This window comes from Nonomuraea sp. NPDC005650 (assembly GCF_040605375.1).
GTDB lineage: Bacteria > Actinomycetota > Actinomycetes > Streptosporangiales > Streptosporangiaceae > Nonomuraea.
On the sequence record NZ_JBEXCR010000046.1, the window covers coordinates 1 to 15,506 of the forward strand.

Below are 15,506 nucleotides of genomic sequence, written 5' to 3' on the forward strand. Positions count from 1 at the left end.
TCGGCGAGCGGAAGCTGAGAGCAGACCATCCGCAGCAGCGCCACCCGCCGGGCGGCCGCACTCGGCCGCTGACCATCTGGCCCTCGTGCGGCTAGCTCAAAGATGTTGTCGGCGGTCACCACCGCGACCCGGTGTGGCGGATCTGCAGGCGGCTCGCCGATCACCACCCACAGCACGGGACGAGGAAAACCGTCCGGAGGCGGCTGATCAGCGTGGGACAGCCACACGGGCACCGGAGTCGGCAGCCCGAGAACCGGCAGTTTCGGCTCCCGCAACCCGGCCACGGCACTTTGTACAGCTTGGCCGTCGGAATCCGCGTGGTGGTTGCCGCCACCTTCCAGCACGTCGTCCAGCGTCCGGACGAACCAGAGCGCCCGCTCCTCGTCGACCGTGTCCACGAGCTCGGCGTACGCGGCGATCAATTCCCTGGCGGGTACATCGTCTGGATGCGGACGCCATCGGGCCCGGAATCCGGCGGTGGGGTCTTCTCCGGTTCGATACCAGCCCAGCACCTCGCGCAGGTCGTATCCGGAGTAGGGCCAGCGACTCCGGCGTGGCACGGTTCCAGGACCGTTCTCCAGCTGTGGGTCGCTGTCAGGCTGCACCAGTACTTCAGCTGCGTCGAACGCAGACTGTGCCAGGCACTGCTCGACGGCTTCCTGACGATCCTTGGGCAGGCCTGCGGCCCGCGCACGAAGATCCTCACGAAGGCGGTCCTCCACCGCGGCGATCTGTGTCTCCCACGCCTCCAGCAGCTTCTCCGCCTGTGGCAGGTTGTCTCTCGCCACCGACTCCACAGCCGGGCCGGCGTCCGGACGCAGGCCGACCCGATCTCCCCGACCGACCAGCACCGAGCGCCGACGGCCGATTTCGACGATCGCATCACCCCGTGCCGTCTCGATCAGGGCGTCCAGCGTCTTGTCCGCGGCGAACAACTGCTCGGCCGCGGCGAAATATCCCATGGCCACCAAGGTCTTGGCCGACTCAGCTGGCGCGGATAGGCCCAGTTCGAGGCCGTGAAGTATCCCGTCGACCAACTCGTCGGGGTGGACCACAGCCAGCGGGTAGCGCCAGCGGTCCGCCCAGCCTTCGAGTAGCTCGTCCGGGACAGGCGCAGTCATGACTTCCACCGCCGTATCAGGGCCAGCTCCTCCAGGAGAGCATCGGTCAGGGCAAGCTCAGGGTCATTGGGCCGGTCGGCGGTCTCCGTCAGGGCATCCCAGAGCGCGGCGATCTCCGCAGCCAGCCTGTGCGTGGCCGGATGGATTTCTGGTGCCCGTCCCTCCAGAACAGCGTCGTCAAGCAGGGCCTTGGCAGCGGTGACCACATCGTCGAGTCGTCGAAGATAGCCCTGTCGGCGGCTGCCCATGAGGGGAGCCGTGCCCGGTGACCGTTCGAGTGTCACACGGTCGAACATGCCGCCGAGATCACCGAGCTCCGGGCGATCAAGCCACTCGGCCACGCCCTCCAAGTCCCGCGCGGCGACCCTCACGCGCAGCCCCCCGAAGAGCTGATCGTCCCGGAATATCAGCTCATGTGCCCGCCTTACCTGGGGGAACTGTACGTGAATTTGCTGTGCGTGTTCGATCGCCTCGGCCAGGTCCCGCCACAGGGCCTCCATGGTCTGGGTGCCCTCGGCACGAGCTATTTCGGCTCGGATCTGGGAAAGCGGGAAGGGAAGGGGCCGGTCCGCGATTCCATAGTAGGTCAGCACCGCACTGGCGAGGCGCGCCCACGGAACTGGCACGTCGTCGAGAACGGTCAGCGCCTCGTACGCCTCGTGGTCGCCGGATCTGGTGAGCAACTCGACCACGCAGAGGGCGACTAGCGCGACCCGCTCGGCCGGCACTCCGCCATCGGTCGCGGCCGCCGCGACGAGCGCATCCCCCACCCGGTCGGCGGTCCGATTGAGTATCACGTTGGTCAAGGGGGCGCGCGGGCGGAAGTCGGCATCGCGCACCGCTCCGCGCAGGATGGCGGCCGGAATGAAATCGCGGTCTCGCCACAGGTCGATCACCAGCCATTCCAGAGCGTCCGCCATCCGGCCCGCGGCTGGGGCATGCCGAAGCGTCCAGGCCACCACGGCCCGGGTGATCCGCTTCGATATCGGCGCGCCACGCGCGTAGTCGGCGTACGCCCAGGGATCTGGAACGGCGCGCAACGCCTCGCTGACCACTTCGCTCAGAGGGCGGGCGCCCGCGTCCACCTCCCGCATGATCGAGTGGAGGACCGCGGCCTGCATTCCGGATGGCGGGGTGATCGGCTCGTCCGGGGCCTTCACCGATCTCGTCCGGCCGATGCCCCCGGCCAGCCGGTCGGCCAGGACGGCGTCCCTGATCACCACGCTCAACTCCCCGCGCGGCACTCCAGGATGGTCTGACAGATAGCCGAAGCTGCCGACCGCCACCTCGTCGTCGACCACGAGGCAGCGGGCGTTGTTCGGCTTGGTCACCAAGTCCAGCTTTGCGTGACTGTGATGCAGCGATTTCAGCTCTACTGAGGCATCCGTCCCGTCCAGGCCGTGAGCGACGGTGACCTGCACACCTTGCTCCAGCTTCAATTTGAGCGCCTGCAACAGGCGGGGCGGTATCCGCGCGTCACGGAAGTCTGGGGTAGAGATCAGCATTCGTCGCCGAGCGCCGCGCACCACACCCCACAGCAGGTCGCGATGTTCGGCGTCCTGCACCAGCCGGCCAGTGGGGAGCGGGCGCGCCGCCACGAACTGCCGCAGCCGTCGTGTCGCGTTCACCCACGCCTCACTCCAGACGGCCACCCGCTGCCCGCTCGCCGTGTCGTCGGACTCGGCCGGCGCGTCCGGCAGTCCCGCGAGTACCCGGCCCAGTTCCTCCAGATCCGGGTCGATGATTCCGTCACCGATGAAGTCGTTGCTCTGTTTGAGCATGCTCATGGCCAGCGTGCGCTCAGGTACGACCTGGGCGCTCCACGTCAGCAGGTCCTCGATGAGTCGGCAGGGCATGCCCGGGCGGGGCGCGGTGAGTCGGAGGCCGCGCTGCCGCATCTCCTTACGGAGATCACTGGACAGGAAATCCATGCCTGTGAGAAGGGCGACGCGATCGTCAGCGACCGCCAGGCCGACCCGGATTTTGCTCGACCGGGTCGACTGTAGCAGTCGTATCGAGGCTCGGCCGTCGTCCGTCTCTTTCAGTTGATCGAGCATCCGGGCCACCTGAGGATCGAACTCGTCGTCGTGGTGGCGACCCCAAATCAACACCACCTGCACCCCATCGGCCAAGGCCGTGCGGAGTTCGGCAGCGATGGCCTCGATGTTCCGCCAGCGTGAGCCGGGGCAGGCAAGCACAAGCTGTCTCCGCGCGCTGCGCACGATGTCCTTGACCGCCGCGAGATGATCCCCCTCGCGGAGGATCTCCGCCTGGATTTCGTATGCCACACGGATCGCGATCTCACCCATGACCCGATGGGCGGCGGCGTGCAGTCGGCCATGGCTTTGCGCCCGAGTGCCGGGCCTGGTGTGCGCAGCGTCGGCGGCGGCCCGCTCCAACTGGTCCAGTTGACCTTCTAGTTTCACCGGTGCGCGGTAGACCTGGTCGGCACGTCCGCGTACCGCTTGAACGAAAGAGGATTTGGGGTCGGTGTCGGCGATCTGGGAGAGCCTGCCGGCCACCAGTTGCCGGTGCCGCTCCGGCAGATTATGGTCCAGCACGATAAAACGCAGCCGGTCGGTGTCGGGATCGACGCGGACCTGTACGTCGAGCGGCAGGTAGCGAACTCCGGTGGTTCGGCGAAGCTCGGCCGGGGCCAAGCGGGCCGAGAGTACGACACGGCCGCGGATACCCTGCGGCGACCGCTTCAACGCGCTGAGAATGTCGGCTCGCGACGCCTCCTCGACCGAGCCGCCATCTGGGGAGGCCGGGATCGTGAAACGCCGTTCCTGCGGCCGCTGACGCCCGCCTAGCGGGAGAACGGCTCCGGTGAGCTGGTCGCACATTATGCTCCCGACGGACTCCCTGACCTCGCCCGTCTCCAGTTTTTCCAGCTCGCCCATCGCCGCTGCCTGTCGGGCCCTAGCGGATAGCTGGATCTCGCCGAGTTGGAAGTCGAGCGCCACGTGGCCACGGCTCCACAGGCCGGAGATGAGATCGTTACAGACACTCTCGCCGAGGTCGATCAGGTTGACGAACTCCTCCGAGCCGATCTTTCCTGAGCCGTCTCCGTACGATGCGATCATCCGCATGGCGATCAGCTCGATGGGCGACAGGTGCTCCCCGTACCCGTAGGTCACCTTGATCGGGACGACGGAGCACGGCAGGTAAAGGGTGAGGACGTCACTCACTGCTCAGCACCCCGTCCACCTTGACAACGCGGCCATTGGCCTCGAACTCCGCGCAGATCCACTTCCACCAGTTCGGCCCGTTCTCGGCGAAGTGCTGGAAGGAGCCGACGATGATCAAGCTGTCCTGCGCCCGGGAGAGGAGCACGTTGACCAGTTCGGGGCTGGCCAGATGACCGATGTTGCCAATCACCCGGCTCCGCGGCTGATAGCGGGTGTCGCGCACCAGTGACACCACCACCACGTCGGCCTCTCGCCCCTGGAAGGCGTGAACGGTATGCACGTATGGCCGGACTGCCGGGTCGCCGCTGAGAAGTTTCTCTTGCTCTCGGTAGGGGGTCAGCACTGCGAGCGGGTCCTCGTGGTATCCGTTCTGCTTCGGTGTCGGCACCGGCCGCAGCTGCGCGATGAGGCGCGAGACGACCTTGGCCTCCAGCTCATTCCTCCAGCGGCGGGGCGACGATGAGTCGCCGTGCTCAGGATGGCGGGACGTGTCGAGCCAGATCAGGCTGGAGCCGGTTGCCTGAGGCGGCGCGGTCAGCCGGACGTTCGGTGCGTCGCGCGATGAAGTGAGCCAGCCGGAGGGCAGTTCGTCCTGGCCGGGGATGAGTTCGTCGGGCTTGTGGTGTGTGTAGAAAACCTTGCTGACCAGGTCGCCGATGGGCTTCACCATGCGGTGCTGCGTGGTGAGCGTCCCGGTGGCGTGAGACAACCCCGCCGCGACCGGCTCATCCTGCTCGCCTTGCTGGAAGAGCGCGCCGAACATGCGGAACACCCGCTTGTAGCCGACCACTTGGTCGGCGTCGATGCGCACCCCCGGATCATCGGAATTCCGGCACTCGTCGAGAAATCGTGTGACATCTTCGATGCGATGCGCCGCCAGTTGGTTCTGGTCGCCCACCAGCGTCCAGCGGGTCCCCCGATTCAACGGTATGATCAGCTCGGTGGGCCATGCTTTGGCGGCTTCCTCCACCACCACCCAGTCAAACAGCGTGGGCATTCCCTGCTCCGACAGGACGTTCAACGACGACGCCGAGCAGGTGGCGAACACGACAGAGGCACTTCTGGCCATCCGGTCGGCAAGCTCGGGCATCGCCTGCCCGGCGATCGCCAGCCAGTCGCCGAGGATTGGCAGAAGGGCAGGATCTTCCCCAGGACGGCCGATGCGTCTACGAAGCATTGCGACCAGGCGTCTCTGCCGCGCATCGACGCACTCTTCCAGAAGGTATGGTCGAACGTCTTCATCAACGCGGTCTGAGGTGCCCCCAGTGGTCACCCGCAGGCAGATGTGTTTGTCCTTGTTCAGTAGGGGGAGCAGCTTCTTGGCCACGTTGTCGAGTGCGTAGTTCGACTGCGCAGCAACCAGGATCCGAGTAGTGGGCTCGCGTTTGAGGCAGGCGTGGATCGCCTTGACCAGGGTCGTGGTTTTGCCACTGCCCGGCGGCCCCTGAAGCGCATAGAGCGGCTGGTTCACCAGCATCTCCAGCGCCGCGTCGTCCTTCTCCGGATCCAGCAGTCCGTTCCAGAGGTAGGGCAGACCCCTGATCGTCACCGGGTTCCGCAACTGGCGGACAAGTAGCTTGTTCTGCCGAACCTCCACGCGCCCGTCCCGCTCTCGAGCCTGAGTGACCCGATCCCCGATGTCTCCGGAAGGGCGGATCCAGCCGCTTGGAGGAATCCGGTTTGTGTCATTCTTTCGCTCGACTCTGATCGCGTCGGGGTTCTCCACGCTGCTGAACCGGACGTTGCTCGTCAGGCCCCGGTCCTTGGGACGCCCTTCCGAGTCCTCAATCGCTTCCAAACCTGCGGTGTCGTCGTCGTTCTGCTCGTCTGCCTGGCTGAAGAAGTCTGCGAAGGCTGGCCGGCGATGTACGGAGGAGGTGAAGGCGGCACTCAGTGGCGTGGCCCGCCGCCTTTCGTCGTCGCGCGTGCGGTCCAGCCGCAGCAGAGGATAGCGTTCTGTCCCTTCACCGATCAGGTCATAGGCGTATTCACGGGCGCGAGTGGCGACGACCTGATATTCCAGCAGCCAGTCCAGAGCGTTCTCGAAGACCTGGTCCGCTGTGGACCGCTCGTTCGAAGGGCGCGCGGCCTCGATCAACGGCGTCCACTTGGGCCGTCCCGCGCGGTACTGGTCGAGCGCTCGTCGGCCGATGTCGTAGGCAACCGCCTTGATGGCGTCTACCGTCTGCGTGAAACCCGTCTCCTCGTGCTCCCGGATCAGTTGCTCGACCCGGCCCGTGTACCGCCGCGCTACGTACGCGATGATCAAAACGTCTTCGTACGCGGCGCCCTCACCACCGAGGGCGTACCCAGGCCGGTGCGGGCGGCAAAACCACACGGCGCGTTCGCCCAGCAGCAGGAGGGTCGCTGCGCGCTTGCCTGGCCGGTCGCCGCCCGCCACGAAAAGGTCGGCACCGTGGGGAGAGTGGAGGAGCTGCGGCCGTCGCAAGTCGTTTTCGATGACTTCGGCGAGTTCCTTGCGCCCCTCGCGGCTGTCGGGGTCACGTTTGATCCACTCCCATTTGAGGAGCGTGTTCTCATACTCTTCCGGCACGAAGGTGACCAGGTAAGGTTTCGTGCTGGTATTGTCGGCCCACAAGCCCGTCATCGCTTTATAGTTCTTGCTCATCCGGTCCACCACCTCACCCGCCGAGAGGCGGGATCGGGGATCGGGTGCCAGCATCTTCTCTAGAAGACTGCATAACGGTTCGGGCAGGTGATGGGCATTGCGTATATCCTGCCGCAACTGCGCATTGAATTGTGCAACTTTTGCGGAGAGATCCGCGGCGCCCGGTTCGACGCCCTTAAGTGTGTCTGGGAAATCCCCGAGAAACCACTCCCATGCCATGGCAGCCAGACTGTACACATCTGTATGTTGGGACTCCGCTCCCAGCGTTGGATCGAGCTGTTCGGGGGCGCGATAAGGCAGCACGCGAGGATCGTTGGTGAAGGGGTTTTGCGGACTGATCTCTGCCAAATGCGTGAGCGGTGCACGGAACAGGTTGTCGACGAACTTGCTCATCTCGAATCGGATCATTTGGAACCGCAGCTTCTGACCGACCTTTTGCGCCTCGACGGTTCCCGGCCACAGGTTCCGGTGGATCAGCCCCATCCCATGCAGGCTGGCCAGCCCATCCGCCATCACATACAACTGCCGGACGGCCTCCGCCGGGTCGTCCTTCAAGCGTTCCAGGGCGCCCTCAGTCAGCAACTCCTCGCTGCTCCGGGTGATGACGTAGGCAATTCCCGGCAGCGTAAATCCGGCCGAGGCCACCGTTGCGGTATCTTTGAAGCCGCCGTCGATTACTTCGGGGAGGGCAGGATGGCCGAGCGCGGAAGCCCGGATTAGGACGCGTACCTCCTGTTCCCATAGTTGCCCAAACTGGGTGATCCCCACATAAATCTGGAGCGAAAGCGCTCGGTCGTCCTGGTCGTAGATCTGATACCGATAGAGGACTCCCTCAATCACCGTCTCGCCCTCAAGCGTGCCGATGGTCTTGTATGGGAAACTCTTACCTGGCTCGCAGAAGAAGGTCTCGACCAGTCGATCCATGTCGGCGGAAGATGGGGTATGTGGCACAGTTCTGGCATACACCATTCGCGCATGCCGCCGCCAGCAACGAGGTAAAAAAGTTGTTGGAGAAGCCATATGTCTGTTTCTGTGCCTAGATGGTCGCGTGTCCTAAGTGTCGCCAATAGCCGTTACATGGCAGTTGCTCTCCCGTCATCCGCATCCGGGTGTATCTCGTCGGCATCCACTCCAGACCATGCCGACTCGACCACGAGCACACCCGCGAACGCGCCCGTCTTGAAGGTGAGCTGAGGCGGCTTCGGCCGCGCAGCGCATCACCATGGTGGAGGTCAATGATCGAGGAGGTCGGCGACTGGGTGCGACTGGTCGCGGCAGCGGACCCGAACGATAAGGCCGAGCTATACACGCAGTTGGAGCTGAAGCTCACGTACTAACCGGAAAAGCAACATGTGGAGGCCCGGATCGAACCTGAGCTCCCTCATGCGCGTGCGGTGTGTGTCCGAGGGGGGCACGGCCGAGTCGTACATGCCCTTCAGCGCCTCCACCACGCTTGTTCTCCCTGGTCGGGAGGGCTAAACAGCTATGGAGCCGAACATGGGGGCGTGCGCCGAACCCGACGTACGACGATCACGGGGTTCTCCTTCTTGCGGGCATCTCGGCGGTCGTGTCGTTCGGCACATGCATGAGCAGTGTCTCCGGCACGGTGGGGATCACCTGGCGGCGGTGCTCATCCCGCTCGCGGTGGACGGTGTGATCGTCGTCGCCTCGATGTCCATTGGTGTGCCCTGGGTTCGATGGAGTCGCGTTTCTGGATTGTCATGCCACGGTGGACGCGTTCTCGAACTGTATGGGGGGTGAGCATGCCCAGGCTGCTGTTTCGTCGGAGCGCCGAACCCAATGAGAAGTGATGCGAGACACCCGCGAACATAGCCGCTGCTCAGCTCTATGATCGAGTGGTTTTCGCAGGTGGTCGCATTGCGGGTCGGAGATCATGCAGATCTTTGAGGGCACCAACCAGATCCAGCGCCTGGTCATCAGCCGGCACTTGGCTAAGTAGCCTCTGACATGCGGAAACCTCGCCTGCCGGTCCTGGAAGGCGGGGTTGCTGTCTTAAATGATCACTGTTCCGCGAGAGACCTGGCGTGGACGGAACAGGCGGTCGTAGATGACCCTGCGGGCGCGGTCGTGAGAGCCGGGCATCATGTGGGTGTGCAGTTCGTCAACGAGGACGGTGACATCGCCGTAGATGGGGAGATCGGAGCCGCCTTTCTCACGACGGTGACCGGCGTCAGCGTTACCCTCCACGGCACGGAAGGTGCCGACGTCCCTCTGGGATACGTCGTGGTTCTGCTGAAGCCGCTCGCCCCGGTGACGACCTGCCAGCTCACGGACAAGAGCGGTAGCGTCATGGAAGACCGCACCGCCCCGTTCCGGACCGCTCCGTGAGCTGGGCGTCGGTCGTCGACCACTACGCGGGCATCGGGGAAGACGTCCTGCTCCTCGACTTCTTCTGCTACACCCTCACACTTCCCATGCACGGTGTGCTCACTGTCGAGGACGGGGCCAGGCGACTCGGCCACGACCCCGCCGACCTTCATATTCCGCCCGATCCGTATCTGATGGACCAGGAGCACGATCTGGCCCTTGTGCAGGCGGGGCCGGGCGTGGCCACCATCGACTTCGGGTGCCTTGGTATCGGCACGGCGATCTCCGGTCGGCTGGCCGGGCCGGAGATGCGGCACTGGTTCGCGGCCTGGGACATCGAAGGCAACATCTTCCTTGCCAGCAGACAGCCGGAGGGGGGCGGCTACTGGTCCCATCCTGCGGACCACGACAGCGGGGACTACGGCGTGCTCACGCCGTACGCCAGCCTGCTGCGTCCCGCCAGCGATGAGGACGAGGATGAGGCGGACAGGAACCTCCCGCCTCTCGTGCTCGCTGTCGTGGAACATGAGAGCGGAGTCCGTCTGACCCGCGACATGCTCGATGGTGCGCACCCGATCCTCCGCATCCCGGACGCCTGGGCCGAATGATCGACGCCTTCACGCGACGGCCACAACGGTGAATCCCGCGGAGTGCGTGATTGTTCTCGCGATCGGATCGGGGGACGTACACGGGACGATCTTGTACGAACCACGTGCCGCCTAGGCTATCTGCTCAGCTCAAGTGGCCTAAACGATCGGGGTGACCCCCGCCAGGGGGCTTCCATGAGGGGTCGTTGCCGCTGTTTACCGGAAGTTGTGAAGGACTTCGTCGACGGCATCCCTACGATGCTTGGATTCCCCTGGCCCACCTTGGACCGGGAACGGAAGGGCGGGCCTGACCTTCACGCATCGCGTGAATACCCGAGCAGCTCCATGGCCGTGACGTTGTCGGGGCGGGACCAGAAGAGCTGGTGCAGTTCCTCTGGTAGCTCGTCCGCGTGTGTGCCCGTGTGTCCTCTCCGGAAGAAGCCGGCATCGACCTGGTGGAGCTCTGCGAAGGTGGGAATGCGGGCATCAGGCAGTGGCCGTAGGGTCGGCGCCAGAGTGGCCAGCACCTTCTCTACGGTCTGTCGCGGCTCGCGGACCAGCTCCTCGTAGCGGAGCATCACGCGATGGGGTGCGGGCGGACGTAGCCAGCTCAGTACGTTCTGGCCCCAGCTGCCCGTTCCTACCTGGTCACGCCGGTTGATCATCGTGCGGATCTCGGCCTCGATATCAGGCGCGCCGGTCAGGTGGGCCCATGAGGTTATGGAGTCGCGGCCGTCTCGGATGAGACAGATCGCGCGATCCTCTTCCCCGGCACGCTGCCGGTGCGTCTTGACGAAATGCAGCTTCTCGGAGGCGCGCATCTCCTCGATGGAGGAGGGACGTTCCTCGAAGCCGATCAGGTCGGGGCCAAGCCGCGCGGCCACGCCGTCGACGTCGTAGACGGTGGAGGTGTGCACGCCGTACAGCTGCTTGAGGATGATGCGGAGGAAGGTGTTGCCTGATCGGGGGAACGAGGCGACCCAGATGATCATGACCTTAACGGTAATGTCTTCGTACATTGCGTGCGCATGGATTGTTCTGTTCATGGCCGCAAGGTCGGGATGCCGGCGTTGGTGTGCAGGTCAGTTGTCAGTGATGGTGAAGCCCTCGCGGACGCCGACATATCCGTGGACGTACGTCGTCTGAGCGCTGTTGCCTCCCAGAGCGGTGTTCTTGCTGCCGCGCGGCCTCCGGTTCTCGGGTTTGGCGCGGTCCGGTACGGGTGTTCTGCCATCGGATGGCGAGGCGGGCCGCCGGTCAAAAGCAGGTGCTCATCAAGGATCTGTGCAGGCATGTCGTATCACCGCAGGTGCCTCTGACAGTGGCAGATGCCCGTGGACGGTCTCGAAGGCCGTGGCGTCCCGATTGCCTTTCGCTCCTGTGCTTTTCTCGCGGATCGGCGAGGAGTCAGGCGGTGACGCCGCCGTCCACTGCTATGGAGGCCCCCGTGATGTATCGGCCGCCCTCGCCGGCCAGGTGCGCGACGGTCGCGGCGATGTCTGCGGGCTCCCCGTAGTGGCCGAGGGCGGTGTAGGCGCTCTGAGCGTCGGCGCTCGGCCCGTCGGCCGGGTTCATGTCGGTGTCGATCGGGCCGGGATGGATGACGTTGGCGGTGATGCCCCTCGGGCCGAGGTCGCGCGCAAGGCCCTTGGTCAGCCTGGTGAGGGCGGTCTTGCTCAATGCGTACAGGGTGATGCCGGGGAAAGGCGTGCGGCCGGCCAGGCAGCTGCCGATGTTGATGATCCGTCCGCCTTTGGTCATGTGCGCTGCCGCGGTCTGAGCGGCGATGAACGGCGCACGCACGTTGATGGCGAGGACTCTGTCGAAGTCCTCCGGCCGCACGTCCTGCAGTGGCCCGGAGGGGAACACTCCGGCGTTGTTCACCAGGACGTCCAACCGGCCGAACTCGCCGGCCGCCCGCTGAACGGCGTCCGCGACCGCCGCGGGGTCACCGGCGTCCGCCTGCAGGACCATGGCCCGGCGCCCCAGCGCCTTGACCTGCTCCATCACGGCGCGGGCCCGGTCGGTGCCATGCTGGCAGGTCACTGCCACATCTGCCCCGTCCGCGGCGAGCCGGAGCGCGATCGCCTTGCCGATGCCGCGGCTGCCGCCGGTCACCAGAGCTGCCTTGCCGTCCAGAACTGCAGACATGTCGGACCCCATCGTTAGCGAGATTTCAGGAGCCAGGGGCGGTTCAGCGTCCCTGATGTGCCCTTTGAACCCCGTGCTGTCTCCCCTGGTTGCACCGGGACGCCACGCCACGTCACGCCGTGCCCGGCGTCCGGCCACCGGCGGGTGCTCCAGGGCGACAGGAAGCCGGGCCTTCCGGTTGGTGACGGGGCTGGGGTGATCACCGTTGCCAACCGGAAGGCCGCTCTCAGGGACGGACCCGGGTCACGTCGTCAGTGCTGCAGTGTCAGCAGCCCCGGCCGGTAGGGCAGCAGGCCGTAGTCGCCGCCGGAGCTGGGGTTGCGTCCCTGGTAGAGCAACTGCAGATTGCAGGGATCGACGGTCATGGTCTGATCGGGGTTGCTGCGGACCAGATCGCCGTGGCTGATGTCGTTGGTCCAGGTGGCGCCGCTGTTGGCCTTGCCGGCGAAGGGGTTGCCCTCGGTCGCGGCCTGCGGTGTCCACGAACCGTCCAGGCTGGTGGCGGTGAACGAGCGGAAGTAGCGGCCCTGCGAGCCGATCGCCTCGACGAGCATGAGGTAGCGGTTCTGGCCCTGGAGCTTGTAGACCTGAACGGCTTCAAAGAGGTTGTTCGTGGTGTCGCTCATGATCACCGTGGATGTCGCGCCGAAATTGCCGGGGAAGTTTCCGATGGGCATGCTGGCGCGGTAGATCTTGCCGTTGTCCCCGGCGAAGAACAGGTACATGTTCGTGCTGTCACCGATGAGGGTCTGGTCGATGGGGCCTGTTCCGGAGCCGGAGATGCTTCCGGAGAAGAGCGCCTGCGGCGAGGACCAGCCGTTGGGGTTGGTGGGGTCGCTGGAGGTCCGGTAGGAGAAGGCGGTGCTGCCCCACTGGTAGGCGAGCACCCAGATGTTCTTGGGGGCGAAGTAGAGGAGCGTGGGCGCGACGGTGGAGGAGGACATCGTGTTCTGGCTGGCCGAGGCCATGTCGGACCAGTTGGTGAAGAGGCCGAAGTTCATCGAACCCCACGCCGTTCCCGTGTCGTGCGTCGTCCCGTAGACGAGATGCCTGCCGTTGTAGACGACGGTGGTGAAGTCCTTGAGCGAGACCCACCCCGACTTCGGGTTCGCCAGCGGGCCGGTCGATGTCCAGCGGTACGTCGACGGAAGAGCGCACGTGCCGGTCGGGGTGGGCGTCGGTGTGGGGGTGGGGGTCGGCGTGGGGGTGCCGGGCTCGCCGCAGGTCACGCCGTTCAGGGCGAACGACGTGGGCACCGGGTTGCTGCCGTTCCACGAGCCGTTGAACCCGAAGTTGGCGCTGCCGCCGGAGGGGATGGCGGCGTTGTAGGAGACGTTGGTAGCAGTCACCGACGAGCCGGACTGGGACTGGGTGGCGTTCCAGATCTGGGTGATCTGCTGGCCGGCGCCGAAGGACCAGGTCAGCCGCCAGCCGTTGACCGCGTCACCGAGGTTGTTGATGGTGACGGCGGCGTTGAAGCCGCCTGACCAGCTCGAACTGATGGTGTAGTCGACCCGGCAGGCGACGGCGGCCTGGGCGGGCTGCATGGTCAGCAGGCCGGCTCCGGCGAGCAGGACTGCGACGGCGCCGATCACGAGGCCGCGGCGCGAGGCCCGCGGGTGCGGCGCCGCGGTCGTGGCGGCGGGGGGACGCGGTGACCGCGCTCGCCAGGGCAGACGCATCTGTGTTCTCCTCATCATGTCCACCCGCCGTCAGGGGCTGGTGCAGGTGGCGGTCGGGGTGGCCGCGGTGCCGTTCGCGGTGAACCCGAAGGTCGTGGAGCCGCCGGCGGCGATGGAGCCGTTGTAGGCGGCGTTGCGTACGGTGACGCTGGAGCCGGACACGCTCTGCTGGCCGTTCCACAGGCTGCTGATGCTCTGCCCGCCGGGCCAGGTCCACCGCACGGTCCATCCGGTGATCGCCGCGTTGCCCGCCTGGACGGTCACCGTCGACTGGAAGCCCCCCGACCAGCTGTTGGTCGTCGTGATGGTCGCCTCGCACCCGCCCGGGGTCGGTGTCGGTGTCGGTGTCGGGGTGGGCGTCGGGGTCGGCGTGGGCGTGGGGCCGCCCGGCGAGGCGGCGTTCAGGGCGTTGAGGACCGCGTCGTAGGCGGGCTTCTTGTTGCCGCCGCTGAACAGCAGCGGGGTGTCACCCGAGCGCCAGGAGTCCTGGTCGCGCACCCCCCACACCGTGATGCCGGCGCAACGGGCCACCGCCAGGCAGTCGTTGGTCACGGCGGCGTAGGTCTGCGCGGAGGCGCCCTGGATGTCCAGCTCGGTGATCTGCACGTCCACCCCGAGGGCGGCGAAGCTGGAGATGGTGGTGCGGTAGTTGCTGTTGTACGGGCTGCCGCTGTTGAAGTGCGACTGCAGGCCCACGCAGTCGATCGGCACGCCGCGCTGTTTGAAGTCGCGGACCATGTTGTAGACGGCCTGGGTCTTGGCCCAGGTCCAGTTGTCGATGTTGTAGTCGTTGTAGCAGAGCTTGGCGGCCGGGTCGGCGGCGCGCGCGGTGCGGAAGGCGACCTCGATCCAGTCGTTGCCGGTCCGCTGCAGGTTGGAGTCGCGCCGGCCGCCGGAGTTGCCGTCGGCGAAGGCCTCGTTGACCACGTCCCAGGCGTAGATCTTGCCCTTGTAGTGGGCCATGACGCCGTTGATGTGGTCGATCATCGCCTGGCGCAGCGTGCTGCCGGACAGGGACTGCATCCAGCCGGGCTGCTGGGAGTGCCAGGCCAGGGTGTGGCCGCGGACCCGCTTGCCGTTCTGCACGGCCCAGTTGTAGACGCGGTCGCCGTTGGTGAAGTTGAACTGGCCCCGGTTCGGCTCGGTGGCGTCGATCTTCATCTCGTTCTCGGCCGTCACCATGTTGAACTCGCGGCCGGCGATGGTGGTGTACTGCGAGTCGCCGAGCTTGCCCGCGGCGATGGCGGCGCCGAAGTACCGCCCGCTCTGCGCGGCGGCCGCGCCGAGCGTACTCGCCGCCGCACCGGCCGGCGTGGTCGGTACCGTCACCGCGGTGACCACGCTGATTACGCCGACGGCGGCGGCGATCAGAACCCGCGAGCGCCTGAGAGGCCGCGGCGGAAGTATGGCTTTGTCGCCCATGACTGACTGCTCCAGACTGAATCACGGAAAAGCGGACACGCGGGGTCACCCCACGCGATCGACGCCGCGTCCCGTGATCAGGGAACGCACACCACCAGGGCATCGTGAACGGCGGTCCTCACCGCGCACCACCACATGGCAGGAGGAAGCCTTCTCGGGGACACAGTTTGGAAACCGCGCCGAAAGTTGTCAAGCTCTGGCGAAAGTTTCAGAGCGACGCTCTGGCCGTCACGGTGGGCGGCCCCTGATAACGCCTGATGAGCCGCACGCCCGACCGCCGCGCCGCCGCGGGCGCGAGATGCCCTCCTTGACGTCGCCTCTTCATCTCGTATTGGCTCGACCTGCCACCACAGCCAGCTGACAGAGAAGGAACCGCGACAGGTAAGAAGATGTGT

9 protein-coding genes are annotated in these 15,506 nt (G+C 65.9%); 2 read left to right on the forward strand and 7 right to left on the reverse strand.

The window, feature by feature from the left end:
• The 3 genes from ABZS69_RS52395 to ABZS69_RS52405 form a co-directional block, all read right to left on the reverse strand.
• A partial coding sequence (locus ABZS69_RS52395) for a hypothetical protein (RefSeq protein ID WP_355388208.1) occupies nucleotides 1-1,121 on the reverse strand: 1,121 nt, incomplete at its 3' end.
• Nucleotides 1,118-4,312, reverse strand: a complete 3,195-nt coding sequence (locus ABZS69_RS52400; protein WP_355388211.1) for a hypothetical protein — start codon at nucleotides 4,310-4,312, stop codon at nucleotides 1,118-1,120. The genes ABZS69_RS52395 and ABZS69_RS52400, both read right to left, overlap by 4 nt.
• Complete coding sequence (locus ABZS69_RS52405; protein WP_355388214.1) at nucleotides 4,305-7,865, reverse strand: AAA domain-containing protein; 3,561 nt, start codon at nucleotides 7,863-7,865, stop codon at nucleotides 4,305-4,307. The genes ABZS69_RS52400 and ABZS69_RS52405 overlap by 8 nt, the downstream gene beginning before the upstream one ends.
• Before the next feature lie 1,188 nt (nucleotides 7,866-9,053).
• Here ABZS69_RS52405 and ABZS69_RS52410 point away from each other — a divergent pair.
• Together ABZS69_RS52410 and ABZS69_RS52415 are read left to right on the forward strand one after the other, a co-directional pair.
• Complete coding sequence (locus ABZS69_RS52410) at nucleotides 9,054-9,290, forward strand: hypothetical protein (RefSeq protein ID WP_355388217.1); 237 nt, start codon at nucleotides 9,054-9,056, stop codon at nucleotides 9,288-9,290.
• Nucleotides 9,287-9,877 carry a hypothetical protein gene (locus ABZS69_RS52415; RefSeq protein WP_355388220.1) on the forward strand — a complete coding sequence of 197 codons (591 nt, stop codon included), beginning with the start codon at nucleotides 9,287-9,289 and terminating at the stop codon, nucleotides 9,875-9,877. The genes ABZS69_RS52410 and ABZS69_RS52415 overlap by 4 nt, the downstream gene beginning before the upstream one ends.
• 293 nt (nucleotides 9,878-10,170) lie before the next feature.
• Here the strand turns inward: ABZS69_RS52415 and ABZS69_RS52420 are convergent, their stop codons facing one another.
• The 4 genes from ABZS69_RS52420 to ABZS69_RS52435 all read right to left on the reverse strand — a co-directional run bounded on the left by ABZS69_RS52420 (nucleotide 10,171) and on the right by ABZS69_RS52435 (nucleotide 15,018).
• The gene (locus ABZS69_RS52420) at nucleotides 10,171-10,848 is read right to left on the reverse strand and encodes a sulfotransferase domain-containing protein (protein ID WP_355388223.1); all 678 of its coding nucleotides are present in this window, start codon (nucleotides 10,846-10,848) and stop codon (nucleotides 10,171-10,173) included.
• Nucleotides 10,849-11,263: 415 nt separating this feature from the next.
• Nucleotides 11,264-12,007, reverse strand: a complete 744-nt coding sequence (locus tag ABZS69_RS52425) for a 3-oxoacyl-ACP reductase family protein (RefSeq protein ID WP_355388226.1) — start codon at nucleotides 12,005-12,007, stop codon at nucleotides 11,264-11,266.
• 251 nt (nucleotides 12,008-12,258) lie between these two features.
• Nucleotides 12,259-13,689, reverse strand: coding sequence for a non-reducing end alpha-L-arabinofuranosidase family hydrolase (locus ABZS69_RS52430; RefSeq protein WP_355388229.1), 1,431 nt, complete (start codon nucleotides 13,687-13,689; stop codon nucleotides 12,259-12,261).
• A 30-nt stretch (nucleotides 13,690-13,719) separates the two neighbouring features.
• Nucleotides 13,720-15,018 carry an endo-1,4-beta-xylanase gene (locus ABZS69_RS52435; RefSeq protein ID WP_355388232.1) on the reverse strand — a complete coding sequence of 433 codons (1,299 nt, stop codon included), beginning with the start codon at nucleotides 15,016-15,018 and terminating at the stop codon, nucleotides 13,720-13,722.
• Nucleotides 15,019-15,506: the final 488 nt, after the last annotated feature.